Below are 25,927 nucleotides of genomic sequence, written 5' to 3'. Positions count from 1 at the left end.
AAGAGAAAAAAACTCAAACAACAATTATGTTGGAAAACGGCCATTTTCGCGATATTCAGCAATTGCTTTGCGAGCAAGAGCATCGGCGCGTTCATTCTCTGGATGACCCGCATGCCCTTTTACCCAATGCCATCTGACTGTATGACAAGAACAAGATTCCTCAAGAGCTTGCCATAGCTCCATATTTTTCACAGGACTTTTTGATGCAGTGCGCCAATTATTCTTTTTCCAACCTTCAATCCACTTCGATATACCATTACGTACATAAACTGAGTCTGTATAAATATCGACTAAACAGGGCTCCTTAAGTGCCTTTAGTGCACAAATTGCCGCCATGAGTTCCATTTGATTGTTTGTTGTATGAGCATTACCACCATAAAGCTCACGTTCATGGCCATTCCAGCGTAAAATTGCTCCCCAGCCTCCAACTCCAGGGTTTCCTGAGCAAGCACCATCTGTATAAATTTCAACGACTTTTTGTTGTCTTGCCATAAAATTTAAAAACCTAATTCGCTTAGAGAATTTACGTTACTGAAAAAACAAAGCTTGTGCCAATATTCCCATGGATCTTTCTTAATAACAAAGCTATTGGGCGGTGTATTAAACCAATCGTAAAGACGTGTGAGTAAAAAACGTAAAGACGCACCACGAGCCAATAAAATAATCTTGTCCAATTCTAAAGGAACCAATGGTCTTATTTTTTGATAATTTTCTAGCAACTTACGTGCTTTTGTAAGATTATAGGAATGACCAGGCTCAAAGCACCAAGCATTTAAACAAATCGCTAAATCATAAGAAAAGAAGTCATTACATGCAAAATAGAAATCTATCATACCAGAAAGGCGATGATTCACAAAAAAGACATTATCATTAAATAAATCTGCATGAATAATGCCTGTTGGTAAATTTAATGGCCAATTTTTTTGTAAAAAAAACAATTCCGACTCAATTTTTTCTCCAAATTCTTTTAACAATGCATCTTCTGTGATTTGACAACGTTGCCATAATAGCTGCCAGTCCATAATAGAAAGCGTATTTTTACGACTGAGTGTAAAATCCTGTCCTGCTAAATGCAATTGTGCTAACCCTGTACCTACTTCACCACAATGACCTATATCGGGCTGTCGGATCCACTCTCCTTCCAGAAAGGTAATAATAGCAGCTGGGCGCCCTGCTAATTCACTAATCATCATTCCATCATTTTGGATAACCGGTTGGGGACAAAGAATTCCACGCTGTCCTAAATGCTGCATCAAGCGACAAAAAAAAGGTAAATCATCTTTTGAAATACGCTTTTCATAAAGTGTTAAAATAAACCGCCCTTGTGTTGTCTCCAGCATAAAATTAGAATTTTCAATCCCTTCCTCTATCCCTTGATAAGATAAAAGTGACCCTATTGCGTAACGTGTTAAAAACGCTTTTAAATCATCTGGATGAATATCTGTATAAACGGCCATTATTCTGCTTTCGTTGTAGACATGTCTGTATTCTGATTTTCATTTTTTGCATTATTTGCTTGACCATTCACAAATGCCATATCTTGAGACGTTAAAATGACGTCACGTAATTCGCGACTCACTAAAAATCTTTCCGTTTCCACCACTGTTTCAGCTAATTCTATTGTCACATCATAACGCTCACGAAACGCAGCAATAATTTCATCAATAATAACTTCAGGAGCCGAAGCTCCTGCTGAAAGACTAACAACAGAAAGAGCTTTTAGGTTTTCAAAATTAATTTCATCAGCGCGTTGAACTAAAATAGCTTGCCGTGCACCAGACTTTTCAGCAACTTCTACCAAACGTCGCGAATTAGAAGAATTTGGTGCTCCAACAATCAAAAACAAATCACTTCCCTTTGCTGCTGCCTTCACTGCGTCTTGCCGATTCGTTGTAGCATAGCAAATTGACTCAGCTGCTGGAGCTGCTAATGTAGGAAAACGTTGTTGTAATACATCAAGAATTCCTGCTGTGTCTTCAACAGAAAGTGTCGTTTGTGTAACAAACCCTAATTTATCTGGATCACTTGGTTGATAATGCAAAGCATCTTCTATCGTTTCAATGAGCGTCACAGCCCCATCTTCAAGCTGTCCCATGGTTCCTATAACCTCAGGATGACCAGCATGACCAATCAATATAACATGGCGACCATGACGTTGATGCCGTATCGCTTGTTTATGAACTTTCGAGACCAACGGACATGTTGCATCAAGATAAAACAAATTATAACGTCGAGCCTCTTCTGAGACAGATTTTGGTACACCATGGGCAGAAAAAACAACCGGTTGATTGCGATGTTCTTCTGGAATCTCATCAAGTTCTTCAACAAAAACGGCTCCTCTTTGCTGTAATCCCTCAACCACGTAGCGATTGTGTACAATTTCATGACGAACATACACTGGAGCACTATATTTTTTTAATGCAAGTAGAACAATCTGGATAGCACGATCAACCCCTGCACAAAATCCACGTGGACCACAAAGACGTATCGTTAAGGGGGGAAGTCCAGACATAAATCATCCTTAATCTCTACAGTTTTATAATATTCAAATATTATACATGAATACGCAATGTAAAAAAAACGCGCAATATTATCTTTTACATAAGAAAACATTCTACAGCATTTTCTTGAAGAAAAGCTCTTTTAAAATTTAATTTTTCATTCTATTTGCCTAAAGGTCGATAAAATACTGAACAAGAGATTCAATCAAAAGAACGCCAAAGATAGCGGCCAAATAAAGCAACGAAAAGAAAAAGGTTTTTTTGGCCATCAAAATAGTTTCACTATGTGTATCCGCTTTCCACAAACGATAGGCAAAATAAATAAAAATAAGACCTAAAATTGTTGAAAAGATGCCATAAAAAATTCCACCAAGACCAGTAAAGTAAGGAGCAGCGGCACATAATACCATCAAAATGGTATAGAATAAGATCTGTTTTTTTGTTGAGTATTCGCCTCGTACATTAGGCATCATAGGGATACCCGCAGCCTCATAATCAAGAGATGAAAAGAGAGAAAGAGCCCAAAAATGAGGAGGTGTCCACATAAAAATGATTAAAAATAATAAAAAACTATCAAAACTTACAGTCCCAGTTGTTACAGCCCATCCAATCATTGGTGGAAAAGCCCCAGAAGCCCCCCCAATAACAATATTTTGTGGGGTGATACGCTTTAACCAAATTGTATAGATAACGACATAAAAGAAAATCGTAAACGCAAGAAAAAATGCCGAAAACCAATTAATGAAGCTCCCCATGACCAATACTGAAAGCATAGAAAGAACCATGCCAAAAATAAATGCCTTTCGGGAGCTGATTTTACCCATGGGAATGGGACGCTTTTTGGTCCGTTCCATAACAGCATCGATGTCAGCATCATACCACATGTTCAATGCTCCCGCACCCCCACCGCCAGCAGCAATACATAAAACGGCTAAAAAACCATACCACGGATTGATGGAAACAGGAGACGCCACTAAACCAACTAGTGCTGTAAAGACCACAAGTGACATAACACGCGGCTTTAATAATGTAATATAATCACTGATACTGGATTTTGGTGGCGTTGATTTACCATTTGCAACCGATAACTCTCCTGAAACAGACATTCCACTCAACACCCTTTTTCATTTCTGTCATTCACAAACAAATATTATTTGGCAAATATTATTTGGCAAACATTATCTAACATACGGAATGACCAATTAAGACCACTGCTATTTTTGAGAAAATATGGCATACCCTTCTTGTACGCATTTCCTAAAAAATAGATATAAATATTTGCAATAAAAATACATTTTTTCAATCAACATTTTCTCTTACATTACAAATGTATCATATAAAGTGTATCCTACCAAACAGCATAAAGCCATCCTGAAAACTTATCTCCTATAAAATGCTCCTTTTTCTCATTTTCCTTTATTTATTACATAGAGATGAATATATTTTGGTAAATACTGGTTTTGTGTTATAGTTTTTATGTGAGAAATTCATTTTTTATGCACAATCTATGCATGATTGTGTAGATGCTGAGTTGGATAGGATTTTCTGTGATACTTTATAAATTACTCAAAAAAGTTTTTTTTATTGGTGCTGTTCTTCACCCACTTTATAGCAGTTCTATTAATTACGCTTTTGCACAAACACCCTATGCGCAAAATGTCCCTCCTCCACAAACCTATGGTGCATGGACAAAAGTTTGTGCTCTTCCACCAGGGACACCGAATATGCAGTGTGAAGTTGTACAAAACGTCCATACACAAGGCCGTCATGATATTACCTTGCGTGTTACATTTTATAAACTGCCTCAAAAGCAAGGTGCTTTAATGCGTGTTTTTGTTCCGATTCGTGTTGAATTGCGTCCTGGCGTTGGAATTAAAATTGACGATAAAAATATGGGTAGGATGGAATATCGTCGTTGTCTTGGTGATAATTGTGTTGCTGAAGCTTTTCTTAAGGAAGACATATTACAACTCTTTTTAAAAGGAAAAATGGCAACCTATTTTATCTTTACGACCCCTGAGCAAGGAATTGGAGGACTGGTTGACCTTCATGGTCTTGGTGACGCCTATGCAACCTTGCCCACATGAATGAAATCAACACAAACGAGATGATTAAAATCTCCTCATATATTTTAAAAGATTCTTAAATTATATTAATAAAAATCTTCTAAGCCCCCAATAAAAATAGGATAATTTTTATGAAATCGCTCATTGATCATTTTGATATTGCTTCCTCTAAAGTGCAATCACTTGTACAGGAAACGCTTCATCATGCTGATGATGGCGAACTTTACCTCGAGTATACAGAAAGCGAAGCCCTTTTATTTGATAACGGACAACTTAAAAACGGCTCTTTCCATCAAGATATGGGGTTTGGTATGCGTGTCGTTGCTGGAGAGGCGACTGGATATGCACATTCTAGTGAATTATCCGCTGCTGCACTCAAACATGCTTGTGAAGCAGCTAAAACTGTTACCTATAATAATCATGCCGGACCTTATAGTGTAGCTCCTCAACAAACAAATAAGAGGCTTTATCAACCACATAATCCCCTTGAGGCTCCATCATTTGAAGAAAAAAGTGCTCTTTTGCAAAAAATTGATGCTTATTTACGAGCAAAAAATGATAAATTGCATCAAGTAACTGTTTCTCTTTCTGGCTCACTACAACATATCGAAATTTTACGGGCTGATGGATATTTGGTTCGTGATATTCGTCCCCTTGTACGCCTTTCTATATCTGTGGTTGCGGCTGAAGGCAATCGACGTGAAAATGGTTTTTATGGATGTGGGGGACGACAAGCATTTAACCAATTTATTCGTGAAGATCATTGGAAACAAGCCGCGGATGAAGCCTTACGTATGGCTTTAACAAATTTAGAAGCAGAAGCAGCACCTGCAGGAACATTTGATGTTGTCTTAGCCAATGGATGGCCTGGCGTTATGCTCCATGAAGCCGTAGGTCATGGTTTAGAAGGTGACTTTAATCGCAAAAAAACATCCGCTTTTGCTGAACTTTTAGGACAACAAGTTGCGGCAAAAGGTGTTACAGTTGTTGATGATGGAACAATTCCTCATTGCCGAGGCTCACTCACGATCGATGATGAGGGAACCCCTTCAGGATATAATGTTCTCATTGAAGATGGGAAACTCGTTGGTTTTATGCAAGATAGGCTTAATGCACGGCTTATGGGAAGTAAATCAACTGGAAATGGACGACGTGAATCCTATGCTTACGCCCCAATGCCACGTATGACGAATACAATCATGCTAGGAGGCGATAAAACACCTGAAGAAATCCTTTCTTCCCTTAAAAGTGGTATCTACGCTGTTTCATTTGGTGGAGGACAAGTTGATATTACTTCTGGTAAATTCGTCTTTGAATGTACTGAAGCATACCGAGTAGAAAATGGTAAAATTGGTGCACCGATAAAAGGTGCAACCCTTATTGGAAATGGACCGGAGGCTATGAAACGTATCACAATGATTGGAAATGATAGTAAACTGGATAACGGTATTGGTATGTGCGGAAAAGCAGGGCAAAATGTTCCTGTTGGTGTTGGACAACCTCATTTGCGAATCAATAATATGACAATTGGTGGAACCGCGCTTACAAAAGAATAACCGTTCTCATTCCTTCCCAGTATTTCTCCCTTCTCATCTATTAAAACGATTTATGAGGGAGGATTTTACATAATATATTGATTTATAAAGATAATCTAGCGTTATTCAACTTGAATTAGAACCCTTGAATACTGTGGAATTCTCTTACTTTAAATCTGTGTATGTTGTATCAATAAAACCATTGATTTGTATATTACAAGTAAAGGGAGTTGTGTGGGATGAAACTGTACAAAAAACATGCCTCTTATGAACCATCTCAAATGCCAAAGTCTGTCACGATATTGGGTAATGGCACATATAGTGGTGATGCCGGCTTTCAGATACACCCTCAAACATACTTTCTTTGTAATACGTTAGTCTTTTGTGTGGGGTAACACTGTCTGTTTCATAATAAAAAAGTTTAAAGTAAAAACACTGTCTACATGCAGTGCTCTTAAATTCAAATGAGAAAAAGGTTATTATTGTGATAAATTCTAGAGAGATTTTTATAATAATCCCCAAGTAGACTTTTTTAAAAAAAACTTTATAATGTTAAAAAGACTTTTAAGCTAAAGTTTCCAGCTCTTCTTCTTTTTATTTTTGCTCAAAACAGCAACAACTTCAACATGGGGTGACCATAAAAATTGATCAATTGGTGTGATCTTTTCTATTGTATATCCCCCTGCAACAAGAAGAGATAAATCACGCGCAAATGTAGCAGGATTACACGAAATTGCCACAACATGTGATACTGTTGCCTTCGCCAGTTCACGAACTTGTCCCTCTGCACCGGCACGAGGAGGATCAAAAACAACAGATTCAAAACATTCAAGTTCCTTCACAGCGAGTGGATGACGAAAAAGATCGCGTTTTTCACAAGTTACTGTTTTTAAACCAGTTGTAAAACGGGCTGCTGAACTCAAATTTTCTAATGCTTTCTCATCATTTTCTACTGCATGCACATTCATCTTTTTAGCCATACGCAAAGCAAATGTTCCTACCCCTGAAAATAAATCAAGAGCATTCTTTGCTTTTTTTAAATGAGTCAAAATAATGTTACCCATGATATTTTCAGCTTCACAGGTTGCTTGAAGAAAACCACCAGAAGGAAATTCAACCCGGACATCACCAAAGTAAATTACTGGTTTTTCTCGTTCAATCAAAACTTCACCGTCAACAGACAAACGTGTAATCCCATATGAAAGAGCTGCTTTGATCATTTTCTGACGAAGTGACTCATGGGGTACACTGCAACCACTTAAAGTGACATCTACACCATTTTGAACGCGTGTTATTGTAACATGAAACCGTTTAACAGAGCTGCTTAGAAAAGAACAGAGCTCTCTGATATTACGCAACTGAGAAATAAGCTCTGGACAGCTTACTGGACATTCCTCAAGAGCTATAATCTCATGAGAGAGATAACGGTTAAAACCAACTTTCTGACCTTGTGGGGTCATGGATGCTGTTAAAGTCATCCGTCGTCGACTATAGGGTTGGCATTCTATTAAAGGTGCAACAACACTATTAACTCCATATTTTTTAAGTGCATTAACAACCAATTGTCGTTTCCATACGCGATAAGCATCAGCACGCCAATGTTGAAGAGTGCAGCCTCCACATTCTCCAAAATGCTGACAAAGCGCATCAACACGTTCTGGTGATTTTTCTTTTAATGCTATATATGTTGCATATTTTCCACGAACAGTAACTTCAGCACATTCTCCTGGCAAAGTAAAAGGAACATAAACAAAGCCGTACGATGTCTTGGAAGTACCATAACCATTTGCTCCAATATGGTCGATTATAACATTATCACTCACTGTTGCTTTTCTCCGAATAATAAATATTCTACATTGCCATCACCACCTGTAATAGGGGAAGAAAGTAAACCTTTTGCACGCCACCCCGTTTGAGTATCTAGCCAAATAAAAAGCTCCTCAGCAATTTCTTTAGCTCTTGATGGATCTAATATCCCTCCCTTACCAAGGTGCTTACGGCCAACCTCAAACTGAGGTTTTACCAATAAAACAGCCTGAGCCCCCTTCTTGGCTAACGATAAAACGGGAAGCAATGCAAGTTTGAGAGAAATAAAGCTAACGTCTGACACAATAAGATCAATTTCCCGCCCGCCTAAATGTTCCTGTTGAAAATCTCTAACATTTAAACCCTCTAATAACGTTACAGCACTGTTGCCCGATAAACGTGTATCAAATTGATGATGTCCAACATCAACAGCAATGACATGGGCTGCCCCACGCTCCAAGAGAACTTGTGTAAAACCACCTGTTGATGCGCCAACATCAATGGCTGTCACTTTATCCGTTACAATCGGAAATGTATCAAGTGCTGCAATCAATTTCAATGCTGCCCGCGAAACATAATTCTGCGCTGGATCACAAACGACAATCTCTGCATTATCAAAAAAGGTTTGCCCCGCTTTTAAAGCGATTTCACCATTAACTTTAACTGTTTGGCGCATGACAGCATCACGCGCACGGGAACGTGTCGTAAAAAAGTTTTTTTCCACTAAAAGAATATCGAGCCTTTTTCTGGAAGCCATCTTATACTCGAATTTTCTATTCCATTCGAATCTCGCGCCCCATGGCCGTTAAAACCGTGTTGACAATACCCATCGCATCAAGCCCAATCGTTGAGAGAACTTTTTCTGGTGAACCATGATTTAAATATTCATCAGGAAGTTTTAGGGTACGAACTTTCAAACCATGCTCTAAGAGCCCTTCTTGTGCTAAAAATTGTAATAAATGCGCTCCAAATCCGCCGATTGCACCTTCTTCAATTGTCACTAATACTTCATGCTCACGTGCTAAACGACGCATCAAGTCCTTATCCAAAGGTTTTGCAAACCGTGCATCGGCAACCGTTATCGATAACCCCTCTGCTCCCAACAAATCAGCAGCTCGCAATACTTCTGACATCCGCGTTCCAAAACAAACCAGAGCGATCCTATTTCCTTCACGCAGAACACGTCCTTTTCCAATCTCTAATAACTCACCACGTTTTGGTAAATCTATACCAATACCTTCACCACGTGGATAACGAAAAGAAATGGGCCCCTGATCATAAGCTGCTGCTGTACGCACCATATGCATCAGTTCAAGTTCATCTGAAGGCGCCATAACAACAAACTCAGGAAGAGTGGCCAAAAAAACAATATCAAAACTGCCAGCGTGCGTTGCACCATCTGCCCCCACAAAACCTGCTCTATCAATGGCAAAACGCACCGGTAATTTTTGAATTGATACATCATGAATAATTTGATCATAAGCACGCTGTAAAAAAGTAGAATAAATTGCAACAAAAGGCTTATATCCTTCACAAGCAAGTCCTGCCGCAAAAGTTACGGCATGTTGCTCAGCAATACCAACATCAAACATTTTTTCAGGAAATTTTTCTGCAAAAGAATCAAGTCCTGTCCCTGTTGGCATCGCTGCCGTTATGCCAACAATCTTATCATCATGGCATGCTTCTTCTATTAAAGCTTTAGAAAATACCCTGGTATAGGGTAAAATATTACTTGATGTCTTAACCTGTTTTCCTGTCGTGACATCAAAACGATTAACACCATGATATTTATCGGACGAGGCTTCTGCAGGTGGATATCCCTTTCCCTTATGGGTTACAACATGCACCAAAACAGGACCATGAGGATATTCACGAACATTTTTTAAAACAGGTAATAAATGCCCAAGATTGTGCCCATCTATAGGGCCAACATAATAAAAGCCAAGCTCATCAAATAACGTTCCCCCAACCAAAAGGCCACGCGCAAACTCCTCTGAACGACGTGCCTTATCCCAAAAAAACTTTGGCAATTTTTCGCTCAACATTTTTACACGTTCACGTAAATGACGATAAGAAGGACGAGATACTAACCGTGCAAGATGTGCACTCATAGAACCTGTAGGCGGTGCGATAGACATATCATTATCATTCAGAACAACAATCAAGCGCGCATTCAAAGCACCAGCGTTATTCATTGCTTCATAAGCCATACCTGCAGACATTGCACCATCACCAATGACAGCAATGACTTTGCGTTTTGTCTCTGCTTTCAAAGCACTTGCCACCGCCATGCCAAGCCCTGCCGAAATAGAAGTCGATGAGTGCCCCGCCCCAAATGGATCATACACACTTTCTAAGCGTTTTGTAAAACCTGATAGCCCGCCCTCTTGACGTAATGTGCGAATTTTTTCTCTACGCCCCGTTAAAATTTTGTGCGGATAGGTTTGATGACCAACATCCCAAATAATCCTATCCTCTGGTGTATCAAAAATATAATGTAATGCAACTGTAAGCTCAACAACACCAAGTCCCGCCCCAAGATGACCACCTGTTACAGAAACCGCATCAATTGTTTCGGTCCGCAACTCATTAGCCAACTGTACCAGATCAGACTCAGGTAATGCCCTCAAATCTTGTGGAAAATAAATACGATCAAGCAATGGCGTTAAAACCCGAGACAAAAAAATTCCTTCCTATTATCTTAACTCACGAGAAAGCCGTGATAAAAACATATCTCCTCTACTCTTTTATTGAGAGTTTTACACCTTTTTTATTGAAAAATGCTTTTCTCTCTTATCTCTTTAAGAGGATTGATGATTTTTTCCATTTTTAGCTTATTTTATAAAAAAAAACGATAAAATTTTTTGTTCATAAAATAAGGTTATTGCATCTCCTCGTCCCACAATAAATACCCCAAAAAATATTTAATATTATTGAGCATCAAGGGGTTCTACTCCTTCTGGAGAACCTTCCTGCGAAAGCTGAATTTTTTCAACTTTTGCTTCAGCAGCCTTCAAGAGTTTTTCACAATGTTTTTTAAGCGCTTCACCACGTTCATAAATATCAATGGATTGTTCTAAAGGCACATCGCCACGTTCTAAATTTTCAACAATAACTTCAAGTTGCTTAAGCGCTTGCTCAAAGGTTAAAGCCGTAATATCCCCCTCTTGAATCTCTTTTTTCATATGAACCTCAAAAAATATCTGTTCTAGATATACGAATTCCAAAACCTTCTAAACCTGCATAATGATGCTCTTTAGAAGCATAAATAATAACAGAGCCTATTCCTAAATATTTTAAAATTTGTGATCCTAAACCAATTTTGCGCCATTCTTCTTCGCGCTCAATTGCCTGCGCATGCTTCTCTGAACCTTCTCGTATAATCCCCTGAATGCCTGTAGATGATTGTATATTAACAGATTCTGCACGCAAATAAACAAACACACCACGCTTTTCTTTTGTCATCATACGTTGCATGATAGCTGTAATATCTGGAAACTGCCCAAAAATATCATTCAAAATATTTTCGCGATACAAACATACAGGAATGTCCTCACCCTCACGGATATCGCCAAAAATGACTGCAATATGCTGAACAGCTTCCCAGGGAAGTTGATAACTTTGAACAATAGCAGAGCCTACAGGTGTTTTAATAGCCATTTCTCCAACAGACTTAATCAAGATTTCTTTACGCTGGCGGTAAGCAATTAAATCTGCAACCGTTATGATATGCAATCGATGTTCTTGCGCAAATTTTGTAATCTGATCGCCATGTTTGACGCTTCCATCATCATTGACTAACTCACCAATAACACCAACCGGCGGTAAACCAGCTAATTTACATAAATCAACAGCAGCTTCCGTGTGACCTGAACGCAAAAGAACTCCCCCTTCATGCGCAATCAAAGGGAAAATATGTCCAGGACGAACAAAATCATCCGCACTTGCACTTGAATTCGCAAGATTACATACCGCTAATGTACGGTCATGCGCTGAAATCCCTGTTGTTATGCCATGTTTAAAATCAACAGTAACAGTAAATTGAGTCCCATGCGCAGAGTTATTATCTCGTACCATAGGATCAAGATGAAATCGTTGTGCTTCTTTTTTGGGCATAGGTGTACACACAATACCTGTTGTGTGACGAAGAATAAATGCCATCTTTTCTTCTGTACAATGCGCTGCTGCAACCGTTAAATCACCTTCATTTTCACGGTCATTATCATCTGTCACCACAACAATTTCACCGCGTTCAAAAGCTTTAAGTGCAGAAACAATTTTTTCTTCATTATACGCCATTATTTACCTTCTTAATCACCCAACTTGACCGCGATGTCTTAAATAATGGTCAGCAATAGCACAAGCAACCATCGCTTCACCAACAGGAACGGCACGAATCCCAACACATGGGTCATGGCGTCCCTTCGTTATAACATCTACATCATGACCATCAACATCAATGGAGCGACGAGGCGTTAAAATTGATGAAGTAGGCTTTACAGCAAAACGTGCAATAATTGGCTGTCCACTCGATATTCCTCCTAAAATACCACCTGCATGATTGGATAAAAAAAGTGGTTTTCCATCATTTCCCATCCGCATTTCATCGGCATTTTCTTCCCCCCTCAAACGGGCTGCCGCAAAACCATCACCAATTTCAACCCCTTTTACCGCATTAATTGACATAAGTAAGGAGGCAATGTCTTGATCAAGTTTTGCGTAAATAGGGGCTCCTAAACCTGCCGGAACATTTTCTGCAACGATCTCAATAACCGCACCAACAGATGTCCCATCTTTACGGATTTTACGGATATAATCACTAAAAATCTGAACCATCTCTGCATCAGCTGTAAAAAAAGGATTATTCTCAACCTCTGACCAATCCCAACGATCACGATTAATATGATGGGGACCAATTGCTATCACGGCTCCTCGTACAACCAAACTAGGAACAACTTTACGAGCCAATGCACCAGCCGCAACACGCGCTGCTGTCTCGCGTGCTGAAGCACGTCCTCCCCCTCGAAAATCACGAATGCCATATTTAACATCATACGTATAATCTGCATGACCAGGACGATATTGATGAGCGATTTTCCCATAATCTTGAGAGCGTTGATCTGTATTTCGAATCAACAGAGAAATTGGTGTGCCTGTTGTAACGAATGTTGTCCCGTCTTCCTGAGCAATCGCTCCTGAAAGGATTTCTACTTGATCTTGTTCTTGGCGCTGCGTTGTATATAAGGATTGCCCAGGCTTGCGCTTATCAAGATAAGCTTGAATTTCTGCAAGAGTAAAAACAATTCCAGGTGGACAACCATCAATGACACAACCAAGAGCAGCTCCATGACTTTCACCCCATGTTGTTACACGAAACAAATGACCAAATGTATTATGCGACATGAAAAAAGATCCGTTTCTCTGTCAAATATACGCAACGACAATACATGTTGAGCTATACACAAAACAGCTCTTTATTCCAAAATATTCTTGGCCGCTTTAAATTTTGTCAAATCACCGCTGTCCAATACGGGTCCTTAAACAAGACTTATTCTTTAACGACAGAAATATCTGGGGCATCAACGGCTTTCATACCGATGATATTATAACCTGAATCGACATGATGAACTTCACCGGTAACAGAACGAGACAAGTCCGAAAGAAAATAAAGAGCAGAGTCACCAACTTCTTCAATTGACACCGTACGACGTAAGGGAGCATTATATTCATTCCATTTTAGAATATAACGGAAATCACCAATACCTGAAGCCGCTAACGTTTTAATCGGCCCAGCAGATATCGCATTAACACGAATATTTTGGGGACCTAAATCTACCGCTAAATATTTCACACTTGCCTCAAGAGCTGCTTTAGCAACCCCCATTACGTTATAATTTGGAACAACCTTTTCCGCACCATAATAGGTTAGTGTTAAGATTGAACCACCTTCTAACATCAACTTTTCTGCACGCTTTGTTAACGCTGTTAGGGAATAAACCGAAATATTCATGGTCATCATAAAATTCGATTCGCTGATATCAACATAACGACCACTTAACTCGTCTTTATCAGAAAAACCAATAGCATGAACTAAAAAATCGAGTTTGCCCCATTTTTCCTCGATAACTCTGAAGACCTCATCAATAGAGGCACTGTCAGAAACATCACAATGTCCACAAACAAACCCATTTAATTCTCCAGCCAAAGGCTCAACACGCTTTTTCATTGCTTCACCCTGATAGGTAAAAGCAAGCTCTGCCCCTGCAGCACTCGCTGCTTTAGCAATTCCCCAAGCGATGGAGCGATTATTGGCCAACCCCAAGATTAAACCACGCTTACCATACAATAAACCATTACCCTTAGCCATCAGCACTGCCCCATTGTTACTTAAAATTAATATTATTCATCTGCCTATGACACAGGTCAACTTTTTCTTCAAGTAATTGGTTTAAAATCAAACAAAAACTACGCTTGCTCTATATAAAAATTTTAAAAATTAATCTTTTTGCATTTGAAAAAACTGTTCTAGCGCTGCATTTCCACCTTCCGGCAACATAATACGAACATGCACATAGAGATCATCTCTTGTACCATTTTTTAAACGAAGTCCTTTTCCTTTCAACCGCAAAACGCGATCAGAACTCGACCAAGCAGGAATCGTTAAAACCACACGTCCCTCCAATGTCTCAACTTCTTCTTTTGCTCCCAAAACAGCATGTTTAAGAGAAACGGGTAAATCAAGATGAAGTGCTCTTCCTTCAACCCGAAAACGAGAATGTTTTTGAATCTGAATGGTGATCAACGCATCGCCTGCTTGCCCATGAGGAACCTCTTCTCCCTGACCTTTTAAACGAATAGTTTGCCCGTCTTCAATATAATCGGGAAGTTTAATTTTTAACTTTTTTCCATGAGGAAAAACAGCTTCCACCTTTTCTGCACCAATCATCTGCTCTAATGTTATGGTAAGATTAGCGCGAATATGGGCTCCTTGTTGAGAGCGATTATAGTGTGTGGAATTTGAAAAGCTACCGCCTCCCCCAAAGAGATCGCGAAAAATATCACTCGCATCAAAACCGGCCCCCCCTGAAGAGGAAAAATCAAATCCTTTTGCTCTTCCTGAAAAGGGGTTTTGTTTATTGTTAAAATTTTCACCCGCACCATAGGCTTGATAAAGCGGTTTCCCTTCCATATCAATTTCACCCCGGTCAAATTGTGCCTTTTTATCTTTATCACCTATAATTTCATAAGCTTGATTAATTTCAGCAAACTTTTCTTTAGCCTTTGCATCATCTTTATTGTGGTCTGGATGATACTTCTTTGCTAATTTTCTAAATGCTGATTTAATCTCTTGTGATTTCGCGGTACGTGCCACACCCAGAATCGTGTAGGGATCACGCATATTGTCCTCTTTTCAATTTTTTCGTTTCCAAAATATTAACGGATATGTTGCTCAATATCCCTCATACCTTCATCAATCTATTCTAGAGAATAACTTCTTCTTTTCTTTATATGTCTATCAAGAAACTAAAATACCAGATAAAATGAGATATTTATTTAATATAGCTCATTGTTGTCTATGCTAAAGACAAAAATAACAAAACCACCATAAAAATACGCATTTAAAATATATGAAAGCATTGGCTTTTTGAAAATAAGAAAAAATGGTACTTTACTTCTAAATGAAAAAGTAAATGAGAAAATATCCATGCTCACTGACATTTGGAGACACTATGAGCGATAAAATACCAACAGACGATCATTTTATGCGAATGCAAAAACCTTTTGAACTTTTTGCACAATGGCTTGAAGAGGCGACGATAAACGAAATAAATGATCCAAATGCTATGGCACTCGCAACAGTTGACGAAACAGGCCTCCCTAATGTTCGTATGGTTCTCCTCAAAGACTATAATCCTCAAGGATTCGTCTTCTATACAAATTATGAAAGCTGTAAAGGACAAGAAATTTTAAAATCAATGAAAGCATCCTTAGGGTTTCATTGGAAGTCGCTCCGTCGTCAGGTTAGAATAAGAGGAATTGTTGAAAAAGTCAGTCCCCAGGAAGCCGATGCCTATTTCCAATCGCGCCCCCGTGGGAGTCGAATTGGTGCATGGGCATCTAAACAATCTCAACCATTAGAAAATCGTTTTGTGCTCGAAAAAGCAATTGCTCAATATACTGCGCGTTATGCTCTAGGCAATATTCCACGACCACCTTATTGGTCTGGTTTTCGTGTTAAACCCCTTTCTATAGAGTTTTGGTGTGATCGCCCATTTCGTTTACACGATCGTCTGCTTTTTACACGTGATTGTGTTGAACACAATAATTGGAAAAGACAAAAACTTTACCCCTAATTCTTCAAGCTTCATTGTTCTGAAGTTTTTCCTAACGGCTAAACGATTATTTTCTATTTGCAAAATTCTAAAAAGAGATGATTTATTTCTCAACGTTGTTTGATAATATCCTCTATCGCTTAAAAGTCGATAAGCAACAAGTCTATTGAAGAGGAAATGCTGTATTCAGCAAAAACTATGACTTTACTTTTGAATTTCTGATAAGAAACGCTGTAATATTTAAATGAAGCCTAAGATAAAACAGTCATATATCATTTGATTCTGATGAATAAAGAGAAGGCGCACTTTCAATTTAAAAAGGTTTTCATTTCTCCTAAAGTCTATTTTTATTTTAATAAAATTTGAAAAAAACCGTTATTTCAAACAAGAAAGAGCTGGAACAAAAATATTAAAACTCATGAAAGTATCTTTGTATTTTCATTCCTCTCTCCACTATCAAGAACATATGACTTTATCTAACGCGTTGTTAAACTGCATAATTAAATATCATCCATAGACCACCACAGACTAAGCCAACAAAAATCACAAAACCAATAAGCGAATTAGACTTGAAAAGCCTGAGGCATTGTGAACTGTCATCTATATCAATGACTTTAATTTGAATAAACATATGAATGCTTGCCGCAAAAATTCCCAAAAAACTCAAGAGAGGAACTTTAGCCAAATAAAATGCTAAACTAACGAATACGACAAAACCACCATACAGAAATACTAAAGCACACTTAGTTCCTTTACCAAAGAGAAGTGCCGTAGAACCGATACCAACAGTAGCATCATCCTCTTTATCTTGATGTGCGTAGATTGTATCATATCCTATGGTCCATAAGATTGATCCCACATAAAGTAAAATTGGTGCCCAGCTTAAACTTCCAAACACAACGGCCCACCCCATTAATCCTCCCCAATTAAATGCAACGCCCAAAAAAAACTGCGGCCAATAGGTTACGCGTTTCATAAAAGGATAAAATGCAACAGCTATCAATGACGAAATGCCTAGAAAAAAACTAAACTTATTAAATTGTGATAAAACGCCTAAACCAACTAAACATTGCACAAGTATAAAAACTTTTGCTTGAAACCGACTCACATGACCTGTCGGTAATGGGCGAGAACGTGTTCTCTCTACCTGAGAATCAATTTTATGGTCAACAAGATCATTCCAAGTGCATCCTGCCCCTCGCATAGCGATGGATCCCAGGAAAAAAAGAAAAAGATACCAAACCCAATGAAGCAACATTGGTAAAAGAGGTTCATAATGCATGTCATAAGAGAGAAAAGCCATTGTTGTTGACCAAAAACAAGGCCACATCAACAATTGCCATCCGATAGGCCGGTCCCAACGCGCCAATTGCGCATAAAACCATAAAGAACAGGGAAGAAAATTATAGACCCATTGGTTGGAAGATGCATCCATAACCCGTCCTTGGCTATCATAGGACTGAACAGGTGCGATATTTTTATTTTTTTTCATCAAATGATTTACCTTTAGTCTTGCGATAGAGACATTTCATTCTTATGAGAAGATGAGATTAATCATCTTTTATGAGAGGAGCAAGCAATGAATATTCTTCTTATTGGTTCAGGTGGACGAGAACATGCTTTAGCATGGAAAATAGCAGCATCACCACTACTCAAAAAGTTATATTGCGCTCCTGGAAATCCTGCAACAACAGAATTTGGTGAAAATATTAATTTAGACATTGATAACCACCCCCTTGTTATTGATTTTTGTAAAGCACATTCTATTGATCTTGTGATTGTGGGACCAGAAGCACCATTGGTTGCTGGTATAACTGACTCTCTTAATAGCGCTAACATCTGTGTATTTGGTCCTACTCAAAAAGCGGCTCAACTAGAAGGTTCAAAAGCTTTTACAAAAGATTTATGTCGTAAGAATAACATTCCTACAGGAAGTTACCAATGCTTTAATGATGCGGCAAAAGCCAAAGCTTACATTCATCAACAAGGGGTTCCCATTGTCATTAAAGCAGATGGCTTAGCAGCTGGCAAAGGTGTTGTGGTTGCAACAACGATAGAAGAAGCATTTAACGCAGTCGATGCCTGCTTCAAAAGTGCCTTTGGAGATGCGGGAAACAAAATTGTTGTAGAATCTTTTCTTGAAGGTGAAGAAGCAAGCTTCTTCTGTCTTTGTGATGGTAAAATTGCTCTTCCCTTTGGATCTGCTCAAGATCATAAGCGTGTGGGAGATGGAGATACTGGAGCAAACACCGGTGGTATGGGCGCTTATTCACCAGCGCCCATCATGACCGAAGAAATGGTGAATCGTACCCTCAAAGAAATTGTTGAACCTGCTTTAAAAAGTATGCACGAAATGGGCGCCCCTTTTAAAGGCATTCTCTTCGTCGGATTGATGATAACGCAAAAAGGACCTGAACTTATTGAATTTAACGTACGATTCGGTGATCCTGAATGTCAAGTTTTAATGATGCGCCTCAAAAGTGATATTCTACCGATATTTCTTGCCGCAGCTCAAGGAAAGCTTGAAAATAAACCTCTTCAGTGGTCCGATAAAACTGCTCTTACTGTTGTTATGGCTGCGCATGGTTATCCAGCCTCTCCTCAAAAAGGAACTGTTATCCGTAATGTTGATAAAGTAAACACACTTCCTGATGTAAAAGTTTTTCAAGCTGGTACCGCATTGCGCAATGGAGAGCTTATTGCAAATGGAGGACGTGTCCTCAATATAACAGCAACAGGAAAAACAATTACGAGCGCACAAAAACGTGCTTATGAAGCTGTTGATTGTATTGATTGGCCAGAAGGCTTTGTTCGTCGTGATATCGGATGGCGAGCCATTGCGCGAGAAAACTAAATTGGGGGGTATTCTTTTTTACGATTTGATTCTTTCACCTAAGAGCATGATATATGAATCTTCTGATTATGTGGTGTTAACCATAACTTTTGAAGAAAACGTGTATATTTTTCTTTAAAGAATAAAATACCTAAAAAAGAATATACTCATCTTATTCACGCACAAAGCAATATCTCTCATGCTCTTTTTATCATTTCATGATATTAACCGTGAAGAATATCAGTTCATTCTGCTATTTTTATTAAATAAAGATAAATCCTAATAACGTTCTTGTATCCAAATCCCAATACTACAATATAACCCTTGTTATCTAGAAAACTTATCAGAGAGTTTTTGCTCTTTTTAATGTTCCTCATCCACATGAGCCTTCCCTCCTTGTAATGTGCAAGAAAATGACCATTATTTTTATAAATCAATAACTTGCTTTATACAAAAGAAAGTAAAAAACACTCCCAGCAATCTGATCGTGTTTTAACAACGTAGTAAAACCAAAAATCACATAATCAACAAAAAAGCATTTAGTATAGTCGATTCCTGCTGCCGATAGATGCGATCAAAAAACTCTTAATTTACAATCCTTGGCTTCCTCTTTGCCTTAAAGAGCTAAGAATCCTGTTAGAACCAATCTTTAAACAATCAAATTTCTCATTGAATAACTTCCTCTTGAGTTTTCCCTTGGATTCGCACTCATATGTTTCACTGACATAAGGCACGACAAGAAAATTGAAGAATATTCACTAAGTCTCCTAAAAATACTTCATGCGGTAAAGCTCTGTATGCCTCATATCATCACACTAAATAATGGTGCTTTATGGCTCGGTAAAATCAATGCCTATGATCGCATACTAATTTACTGAAGTGCAATTCGATTCGAAATCACCAAACGCAAACCTAACGGATTGCTATAACGAAGTAAAAAACGCTTTTGTTTAGAATGCGGCATTGCATAAAAAAATCGATGTAAATCAGAACGATCTTTTACAGCCACGATGCGATTATCTTCATTAATCATAAGCATGGGAAGGTTATAAGTATCTGCCCATAAACGCCAATCCAGAAGAACATTATTCAAATCTCTAGAAACCAAAAGCGGAATACAAGATTTCTCATCTGCATGAAGTAACTCTAATGCAACAGCTCTTTCTCCTGAACGCGTTTTTACGGTACGCGCCGCAATCCCTTTGAAATGATAAGGGGGAACTAAATGCGATAAGCTTGAAGGCTTATCCATTTTTAAAAAAACACCGCGCTCATTTAACGAACAAATGACCTTATTGCCCGTTTTAGATGAAAAATACGTCGTCGTTTGTGGCAAATGGCACGGATCTAACCGAAATTCAAGCACCGCTTTTGCCTGATTAAAGCATTGATTAGCCATATACAGTGTCCCAATTTACTTAGATAACATACACCTTTTAGCAGCTTTTCCTCATTGGATTATTAAAAGTTTGAATAAAAAACAACAGATTTCTTTTTTGGTTATTAAAACCTAAACAAAAATATAGATCAGCATTCTTGAATTATAATACTTTTCTAGGATTCATGATTCCTAAAGGATCGAGCGTTTTCTTAATCCCTCGCATAATATCCAATGCAACAGGCGATTTAAAAGAACGAAGTTCTTCCCGCTTAAGCTGACCAATTCCATGCTCAGCAGAAAATGCACCTTGATAGTCCATCACCAACCTATGAATGCGATGATTCATTTTTGACCATAACTGCAAGAATGCTGTCGTATCAGCGCCTATCGGTTGTGTAACATTATAATGCAAATTTCCATCCCCCATATGTCCAAAACAAACCACTCGTGCCCCTGGAGCAATATCTTCAACAATAAGTGCTGCCTCAGCAATAAAATCAGGAACGGAAGCAAGTGGTACTGCAATATCGTGCTTAATAGACCCTCCCGCCAGCTTTTGTGCCGATGATATACTTTCTCGCAATTGCCAAAAAAAATCTTGCTGTTTTAAGGATTGTGCAACAATTGCATCTTCTATCACCGCCCTCTTTAAGGCTTTTTCTAATATAATACTCAACACAGATAAAGCTTCATCATCACCTTGCAACGATGAAATGTTCATCAATACGTACCATTCATGTTTCTGTTGAAGAGGCGACTTCTCACACCTCTTATAATCTAAAGCCATTTGAAAACTGAGATTTCCCATGAGTTCAAAACCTGTCACCATCCCTCCTCCATATTCTTGAGCAAGAGATAAAAACTCTAGAGCTTTCGCTGGACTATGTAATCCTACCAAAGCAATTGCTTTTGCTTTTATTTTTGGAAAAATCTTTAAAACAGCTGCCGTTATAACGCCTAATGTGCCTTCTGCACCAATAAAAAGATTTTTTAAATCATAACCGCTATTGTCTTTTTTGACAAAACGCAAATCATCTAAAATACGACCATCCGGTAAAACAACCTCTAAACCAAGACAAAGATCACGCATATTGCCATAGACTAAAACAGCAGTCCCTCCAGCATTTGATGAAAGATTTCCTCCTATTTGGCAAGATCCTTCAGATGCCAAAGAAAGAGGAAAAAAACGGCCTGATTCATCCACTTTTTTTTGTAAATCCTGTAAAATAACACCAGCTTCTACAACAACGAAATTCCCATCAAGATTCATCGCTCTAATCTTATTTAATCGCTCCATGGATAAAAGAACGCTCTCTCCTCTTTCATCTGGTTGTTGCCCTCCCACGAGCCCTGTATTTCCCCCCTGGGGTACAATTGGTGTGCGTGTTTGGCTCGCTAACTGCATAATCAATGAGATTTCTTGCGGTGAAGATGGACGTAAAAGTAAGGGGGTTTTTCCATGAAAAAGCCCTCGCTCTTCAAGCAAATAGGGTGCAATCAACGCCTGATCTGTTATAGCATTCTTGGCACCAACAATTTCTCTAAACCTCTCAATTAATTCCTGCTCCATGTTTATTTCTCCCTTGGAGCTGCAGCTCTTATAAGACGGTCATTGATCGCTTCTCCTAATCCATATGATGGAATAGGTTCTACGGCAATACATCGCACTTTAAATAAATCCAATTCCTTTATGTATTGAAATAAATGAGAAGCTGCTTCTTCCAACTTTCCTTCTTCGCTAAGGTTTAAAATAAAAACGGCATTTTCAGCCCCCATAACGCGTTTTGGACCAAAGGCTAAAAGTGCTTCACCATTTTCTACCTTTTCTACATTCAAACGAATCGCGGCATTGGGAGCATAATGTGACTTTAACATTCCTGGAGCTTCAATCGCCGACCTTTGATCTATCCGTTGTAAAGACCTCCCCACAACTTCTTCAATTTTATCAGCTGCAAGCCCCCCTGGACGCAAAAGATAAATACTTTCACCACAAATCTTAACAATCGTTGATTCAAGCCCTATTTTCGTAGGTCCTCCATCCAATATCAAAGGCACGGATTCTCCCAAAGATGCAAAAACAGACTCAGCGGAAGTAGGACTAAGACGTCCTGATTGATTCGCACTAGGAGCAGCAAGTGGGCGGCCAAAATATTGTACAACTTCCGCAAAACGACTGTCTGGAAAACGAACAGCCAAAGTATTTAAACCGGCAGTTGTTAAAGGATGGATATTATGCTTTTCCTTTAAAGGTAAAACCAATGTTAAAGGTCCTGGCCAAAATTTCTCCATTAACTGTCGTGAAAGAAAATCAATTTTAACATACCGTTCTGCCATTTCAATACTGCTGACATGCACAATCAGAGGATTAATTTGCGGACGACTCTTTGTAGAAAAAATAGAGGAAATTGCCCTCTCATTGGTTGCATCGCCCGCTAATCCATAAACAGTTTCCGTTGGTAATGCGACTAACCTCCCTTGTTCAAGAAGCGCTATTGCCTCTTTTATCGAAGCGCTATTGAGTGGTCGAATCGTCATGACAGATCATTCCTATAACGCTCTTTGAGTGGTGCAAAACTATAACGATGTAGCCCTACAATTGGACCATATTTATCAAGCGCTGTACGATGGGCTAATGTTGCATACCCTACGTGCTTCTCTAAGCCATAATCTGTATAAACTCGTCCTGCACATTCCATCATCCGGTCACGCGTTACTTTCGCAATAATAGATGCTGCTGCAATTGAAACCGAACGCTGATCGCCTTTAATCAATGCCATTGCAGGACAGAGCAACTCAGAGGGGATATCGCGTCCATCAACAAGTACATAATGGGCTGGAACAGCTAACCCTATAATACAGCGACGCATTGCTTCTAAAGTTGCGTTTCTAATATTAGATTGATCAATTGTACGAGCACAAAGACTAGCAACTGAAACGGCTAAGGCACTTTGCAAAATTTCATAGTAAAGCTTATTTCGTTGGAGAAAAGAAAGTTTTTTCGAATCATTTAATCCATCAGGAATATGATCTTTATCCAAGATAACTGCTGCCGTTACCACCGGTCCAGCGAGAGGTCCCCGTCCTACTTCATCAACACCGGCTATATGAAAAAAACCCTGTTTCTGCAAATCCAATTCACACGAAAAATTTGGCTGATGCGGCAAATTAAACCTCTTTGATAAATCACAAATACAACAAATATACACTTATGTCTTTAGCCTGTTTATTTTCTGCAAGCATTACAGTTTTAAATGGCTCTTCAAACATTCTGCGAATTCTTACACAAAAGATAAAAACAAACCATGAGATAAAGAGTATGCTATTGTCCATTTTCTCTTCTAAAAGATTATTCTCGCATGTATTCATTTTATCTAAAAAAACAGATTTCTTTAGTTAGCCTCTTCATGAGGTATAGTAGAATCAGGATAAAATAAAAGTTTTTACTTCTCAAATATTTCCCAAAGTCATGATCGGTTTTACAAACCAATTTGGGTGCATTGACTTGATCAAAAGAGCTGCTTTTTGCGCGGCTTGTTGATTTTTAAAAATGCCAAAACAAGTTGCCCCCGTTCCAGACATACGAGAAAAAAGAGAGCCACATTCATCTAATACAGATAATACTTCAGCTAACTGAGGTGCCATTTTTAATGCCGGAGAAAAAAGATCATTTCGCGTTTCTTGTAAAGCTTCAACCAATGAATCAACAGTCTTTAAAGCAACTGGATTAATTTTTAAAGAAGGATGATGATGCTTGTCTAACGCTTTAAAAACAGCTTGTGTTGAAATCTTTTGGCCATGATTAACCAATACTATCGCAAGAGGACAGGCTTCTTTTAGTTGTATAATCTCTTGGCCAATCCCTTTTACCAAAAGTGGCTGCTGATATTCCAGTGCAAAAAGACACATGGGAACATCAGCACCAAGAACTAAACTCATTTTTGCTAATTTTTCACAAGAGCAATCAAGATTCCACTGTTGACGCAATATGCTGATAACCCCTGCGGCATCGCCTGAGCCACCACCAATGCCTGAAGCAATAGGGAGTGTTTTTACAAGTCGAAAAAAAGCAGGTTGAGCACTTTCAGGAAAAGTCTTATGCATAAAATCCCGTGCACGAATAACCAAATTATCTGAATGAGAAACAAGCCCTTTTGCAAACGATCCCGTTAAAACAAACTGGTCACTTTCACAAGACGCATAGTGCAGGCAATCACCGCTAAGACTAAAATAAACCAAACTTTCTATTAAATGATAACCATCAGCACGTTGCCCCACAACATGCAAAGCTAAATTCAATTTAATGGGTGTAAATACATAAGAATGATTTTGGATAGAAGCTTTTACATTTGATATCATATGACGTAATATTAACCTATACAGAGTTCTTTTATAAATATGCTCCTTTCATCCATACCTTTAGCACCAACCCTATAAACAGCTTGGAACATTCTTAATCGTTTTCTAAACAAATCATAAATATGAAAAGTCCTTATACAAAATAAACTTTTGTACCATTTCAAGCCTCTTTTCTTCTATCATCTGTTTTTAGATAAACCCCCTCTCGAATGATTCTTGGCCTCACAAACCGTAACGCTGCCAAAGTGCCCGCTCTTCTGCTGCCATCAATGCGCTGTCAACTGCTGTATAAACTGTATGAGCAGTTACTCCTGAAGGCGTTTTAAGGCCTAAAAAACTTTTTTGAGGCGTAATAAGTCGAAGTTTTGCATCACGACCAAAGCGCTCCTTAATAACAGAACGGACATCATTTAATCCGTCAATCAAACCAAGTTCAACGCCTTTTTTTCCACTCCAAAACATTCCTGTAAAGAGATTCAAATCATTTGATAATTTTGTAGAACGCCGCTCTTTAACTAAATCGATAAAAGTTTGATGCACTTCCAGTTGGAGAGATTTCAAATGCTCAATATCCGCCTTTTTTTCAGGCTGAAATGGATCGAGTGTAACCTTGTTCTTTCCTGCTGTGTAAACGCGCCGCTCCACACCAATTTTCTTCAAAAGTTCCGGAAAACCAAAGGAAGCTGAAACCACCCCTATGGAACCAACAATCGAAGAAGGATCGGCAAAAATTTCATCGCCCGCACAAGCAATCATATAACCACCGGATGCTGCTATATCTTCAATAAATACAAAAACCTTTTTATTTTTTTCTTCTGCCAAATCACGAATACGCTTGAAGATTAAACGCGATTGTACAGGTGAACCACCAGGAGAATTGATAATAAGGACAATAGCCGGTGCTTTTTTGTATGCAAAAGCCTTCTCTAAAAGATTGGCACATCTACTGAGGGAAAGCGTACGAGATATAGATGTTGACGAATCCATAATCGCTCCTTGAAGGCGAACGACAGGAATTTCCAATTTATTGGAAGAAAAACGATGGGGAACAAGTTTCTTGATAACATCAATCAAAACAAAATCTCCTTATAAGTTAAGAAAAATTAAAGAGGAAAG

At 38.6% G+C, this 25,927-nt stretch carries 23 protein-coding genes; 4 read left to right on the top strand and 19 right to left on the bottom strand.

What is annotated here, in order from left to right; genetic code table 11:
• Positions 1–24: 24 nt before the first annotated feature.
• The 4 genes from rnhA to B5V81_RS01095 all read right to left on the bottom strand — a co-directional run bounded on the left by rnhA (position 25) and on the right by B5V81_RS01095 (position 3,607).
• On the bottom strand, positions 25–492 hold the full coding sequence (gene rnhA / locus B5V81_RS01110; RefSeq protein ID WP_212111355.1) for a ribonuclease HI: 468 nt from the start codon (positions 490–492) through the stop codon (positions 25–27).
• A 5-nt stretch (positions 493–497) separates the two neighbouring features.
• A complete protein-coding gene (locus B5V81_RS01105) occupies positions 498–1,457 on the bottom strand; it encodes a homoserine kinase (RefSeq protein ID WP_212111353.1) in 960 nt (319 codons plus the stop codon).
• Positions 1,457–2,512 carry a 4-hydroxy-3-methylbut-2-enyl diphosphate reductase gene (gene ispH / locus B5V81_RS01100; RefSeq protein ID WP_212111352.1) on the bottom strand — a complete coding sequence of 352 codons (1,056 nt, stop codon included), beginning with the start codon at positions 2,510–2,512 and terminating at the stop codon, positions 1,457–1,459. Before ispH ends, B5V81_RS01105 begins: the two co-directional genes overlap by 1 nt.
• 159 nt (positions 2,513–2,671) lie before the next feature.
• Positions 2,672–3,607, bottom strand: a complete 936-nt coding sequence (locus B5V81_RS01095) for a heme o synthase (protein WP_212111350.1) — start codon at positions 3,605–3,607, stop codon at positions 2,672–2,674.
• A 417-nt stretch (positions 3,608–4,024) separates the two neighbouring features.
• Between B5V81_RS01095 and B5V81_RS01090 the strand changes: the two genes are divergently transcribed.
• Positions 4,025–4,588 carry an invasion associated locus B family protein gene (locus B5V81_RS01090; RefSeq protein ID WP_212111348.1) on the top strand — a complete coding sequence of 188 codons (564 nt, stop codon included), beginning with the start codon at positions 4,025–4,027 and terminating at the stop codon, positions 4,586–4,588.
• Between the two features lie 110 nt (positions 4,589–4,698).
• The gene (gene tldD / locus B5V81_RS01085) at positions 4,699–6,123 is read left to right on the top strand and encodes a metalloprotease TldD (RefSeq protein WP_212111341.1); all 1,425 of its coding nucleotides are present in this window, start codon (positions 4,699–4,701) and stop codon (positions 6,121–6,123) included.
• 548 nt (positions 6,124–6,671) lie between these two features.
• On the opposite strand, the gene B5V81_RS01080 is transcribed toward tldD, so the two are convergent.
• From B5V81_RS01080 to B5V81_RS01045, 8 genes are all read right to left on the bottom strand, one after another.
• On the bottom strand, positions 6,672–7,925 hold the full coding sequence (locus B5V81_RS01080) for a class I SAM-dependent RNA methyltransferase (RefSeq protein ID WP_212111339.1): 1,254 nt from the start codon (positions 7,923–7,925) through the stop codon (positions 6,672–6,674).
• Complete coding sequence (locus tag B5V81_RS01075) at positions 7,922–8,665, bottom strand: TlyA family RNA methyltransferase (RefSeq protein ID WP_212111337.1); 744 nt, start codon at positions 8,663–8,665, stop codon at positions 7,922–7,924. Before B5V81_RS01075 ends, B5V81_RS01080 begins: the two co-directional genes overlap by 4 nt.
• A gap of 16 nt (positions 8,666–8,681) precedes the next feature.
• Complete coding sequence (gene dxs, locus B5V81_RS01070; protein WP_212111335.1) at positions 8,682–10,589, bottom strand: 1-deoxy-D-xylulose-5-phosphate synthase; 1,908 nt, start codon at positions 10,587–10,589, stop codon at positions 8,682–8,684.
• Between the two features lie 249 nt (positions 10,590–10,838).
• Positions 10,839–11,093, bottom strand: a complete 255-nt coding sequence (locus tag B5V81_RS01065; RefSeq protein WP_212111333.1) for an exodeoxyribonuclease VII small subunit — start codon at positions 11,091–11,093, stop codon at positions 10,839–10,841.
• Between the two features lie 7 nt (positions 11,094–11,100).
• Positions 11,101–12,207, bottom strand: a complete 1,107-nt coding sequence (ribB, locus tag B5V81_RS01060; RefSeq protein ID WP_212111331.1) for a 3,4-dihydroxy-2-butanone-4-phosphate synthase — start codon at positions 12,205–12,207, stop codon at positions 11,101–11,103.
• Positions 12,208–12,222: 15 nt separating this feature from the next.
• Entirely contained in the window at positions 12,223–13,311 is a 1,089-nt protein-coding gene (gene aroC, locus B5V81_RS01055; RefSeq protein ID WP_212111330.1) for a chorismate synthase, read from the bottom strand.
• 145 nt (positions 13,312–13,456) lie between these two features.
• A complete protein-coding gene (gene fabI, locus B5V81_RS01050) occupies positions 13,457–14,275 on the bottom strand; it encodes an enoyl-ACP reductase FabI (RefSeq protein WP_212111329.1) in 819 nt (272 codons plus the stop codon).
• A 129-nt stretch (positions 14,276–14,404) separates the two neighbouring features.
• Complete coding sequence (locus B5V81_RS01045) at positions 14,405–15,307, bottom strand: DnaJ C-terminal domain-containing protein (protein ID WP_212111328.1); 903 nt, start codon at positions 15,305–15,307, stop codon at positions 14,405–14,407.
• Between the two features lie 331 nt (positions 15,308–15,638).
• Here B5V81_RS01045 and pdxH point away from each other — a divergent pair, with 331 nt between their 5' ends.
• A complete protein-coding gene (pdxH, locus tag B5V81_RS01040; protein ID WP_212111327.1) occupies positions 15,639–16,262 on the top strand; it encodes a pyridoxamine 5'-phosphate oxidase in 624 nt (207 codons plus the stop codon).
• A gap of 466 nt (positions 16,263–16,728) precedes the next feature.
• On the opposite strand, the gene ubiA is transcribed toward pdxH, so the two are convergent.
• Positions 16,729–17,733, bottom strand: a complete 1,005-nt coding sequence (ubiA, locus tag B5V81_RS01035; RefSeq protein ID WP_212111326.1) for a 4-hydroxybenzoate octaprenyltransferase — start codon at positions 17,731–17,733, stop codon at positions 16,729–16,731.
• Between the two features lie 87 nt (positions 17,734–17,820).
• On the opposite strand from ubiA, the gene purD reads away from it, so the two are divergent.
• Positions 17,821–19,095 (top strand): phosphoribosylamine--glycine ligase, encoded by a 1,275-nt coding sequence (gene purD, locus B5V81_RS01030; RefSeq protein WP_212111325.1) that lies wholly within the window; start codon positions 17,821–17,823, stop codon positions 19,093–19,095.
• A gap of 850 nt (positions 19,096–19,945) precedes the next feature.
• Here purD and B5V81_RS01025 read toward each other — a convergent pair.
• The 6 genes from B5V81_RS01025 to B5V81_RS01000 form a co-directional block, all read right to left on the bottom strand.
• Entirely contained in the window at positions 19,946–20,473 is a 528-nt protein-coding gene (locus tag B5V81_RS01025) for a DUF6101 family protein (protein ID WP_212111323.1), read from the bottom strand.
• Positions 20,474–20,615: 142 nt separating this feature from the next.
• On the bottom strand, positions 20,616–22,025 hold the full coding sequence (locus tag B5V81_RS01020; protein ID WP_212111321.1) for an FAD-binding oxidoreductase: 1,410 nt from the start codon (positions 22,023–22,025) through the stop codon (positions 20,616–20,618).
• A gap of 2 nt (positions 22,026–22,027) precedes the next feature.
• The gene (locus B5V81_RS01015) at positions 22,028–22,990 is read right to left on the bottom strand and encodes an L-threonylcarbamoyladenylate synthase (RefSeq protein WP_212111320.1); all 963 of its coding nucleotides are present in this window, start codon (positions 22,988–22,990) and stop codon (positions 22,028–22,030) included.
• On the bottom strand, positions 22,987–23,661 hold the full coding sequence (gene rnhB / locus B5V81_RS01010) for a ribonuclease HII (RefSeq protein WP_212111317.1): 675 nt from the start codon (positions 23,659–23,661) through the stop codon (positions 22,987–22,989). Before rnhB ends, B5V81_RS01015 begins: the two co-directional genes overlap by 4 nt.
• Positions 23,662–23,902: 241 nt before the next feature.
• Positions 23,903–24,811 (bottom strand): 4-(cytidine 5'-diphospho)-2-C-methyl-D-erythritol kinase, encoded by a 909-nt coding sequence (locus tag B5V81_RS01005; RefSeq protein ID WP_212111315.1) that lies wholly within the window; start codon positions 24,809–24,811, stop codon positions 23,903–23,905.
• Between the two features lie 222 nt (positions 24,812–25,033).
• Positions 25,034–25,885 (bottom strand): S49 family peptidase, encoded by an 852-nt coding sequence (locus B5V81_RS01000; protein WP_212111313.1) that lies wholly within the window; start codon positions 25,883–25,885, stop codon positions 25,034–25,036.
• Positions 25,886–25,927: the final 42 nt, after the last annotated feature.

It is taken from the genome of Bartonella queenslandensis, assembly GCF_018155095.1.
GTDB classification, from domain to species: Bacteria; Pseudomonadota; Alphaproteobacteria; order Rhizobiales; family Rhizobiaceae; genus Bartonella; species Bartonella queenslandensis_B.
The sequence above is the reverse complement of the archived record's forward strand: the minus strand, read 5'-3'. Positions and strand labels throughout refer to the sequence as shown.

Bases quoted from the DNA above. Each gene is read 5' to 3' on its own strand.
- B5V81_RS01090 (WP_212111348.1), top strand. From the start codon at position 4,025: ATGCTGAGTTGGATAGGATTTTCTGTGATACTTTATAAATTACTCAAA.
- rnhA (WP_212111355.1), bottom strand. From the start codon at position 492: ATGGCAAGACAACAAAAAGTCGTTGAAATTTATACAGATGGTGCTTGC.
- B5V81_RS01020 (WP_212111321.1), bottom strand. From the start codon at position 22,025: ATGGAGCAGGAATTAATTGAGAGGTTTAGAGAAATTGTTGGTGCCAAG.
- B5V81_RS01075 (WP_212111337.1), bottom strand. From the start codon at position 8,665: ATGGCTTCCAGAAAAAGGCTCGATATTCTTTTAGTGGAAAAAAACTTT.
- B5V81_RS01025 (WP_212111323.1), bottom strand. From the start codon at position 20,473: ATGGCTAATCAATGCTTTAATCAGGCAAAAGCGGTGCTTGAATTTCGG.
- tldD (WP_212111341.1), top strand. From the start codon at position 4,699: ATGAAATCGCTCATTGATCATTTTGATATTGCTTCCTCTAAAGTGCAA.
- B5V81_RS01005 (WP_212111315.1), bottom strand. From the start codon at position 24,811: ATGATATCAAATGTAAAAGCTTCTATCCAAAATCATTCTTATGTATTT.
- ubiA (WP_212111326.1), bottom strand. From the start codon at position 17,733: ATGAAAAAAAATAAAAATATCGCACCTGTTCAGTCCTATGATAGCCAA.
- purD (WP_212111325.1), top strand. From the start codon at position 17,821: ATGAATATTCTTCTTATTGGTTCAGGTGGACGAGAACATGCTTTAGCA.
- B5V81_RS01065 (WP_212111333.1), bottom strand. From the start codon at position 11,093: ATGAAAAAAGAGATTCAAGAGGGGGATATTACGGCTTTAACCTTTGAG.
- ribB (WP_212111331.1), bottom strand. From the start codon at position 12,207: ATGGCGTATAATGAAGAAAAAATTGTTTCTGCACTTAAAGCTTTTGAA.
- B5V81_RS01045 (WP_212111328.1), bottom strand. From the start codon at position 15,307: ATGCGTGATCCCTACACGATTCTGGGTGTGGCACGTACCGCGAAATCA.
- ispH (WP_212111352.1), bottom strand. From the start codon at position 2,512: ATGTCTGGACTTCCCCCCTTAACGATACGTCTTTGTGGTCCACGTGGA.
- aroC (WP_212111330.1), bottom strand. From the start codon at position 13,311: ATGTCGCATAATACATTTGGTCATTTGTTTCGTGTAACAACATGGGGT.
- B5V81_RS01095 (WP_212111350.1), bottom strand. From the start codon at position 3,607: ATGTCTGTTTCAGGAGAGTTATCGGTTGCAAATGGTAAATCAACGCCA.
- B5V81_RS01015 (WP_212111320.1), bottom strand. From the start codon at position 22,990: ATGACGATTCGACCACTCAATAGCGCTTCGATAAAAGAGGCAATAGCG.
- pdxH (WP_212111327.1), top strand. From the start codon at position 15,639: ATGAGCGATAAAATACCAACAGACGATCATTTTATGCGAATGCAAAAA.
- fabI (WP_212111329.1), bottom strand. From the start codon at position 14,275: ATGGCTAAGGGTAATGGTTTATTGTATGGTAAGCGTGGTTTAATCTTG.
- B5V81_RS01105 (WP_212111353.1), bottom strand. From the start codon at position 1,457: ATGGCCGTTTATACAGATATTCATCCAGATGATTTAAAAGCGTTTTTA.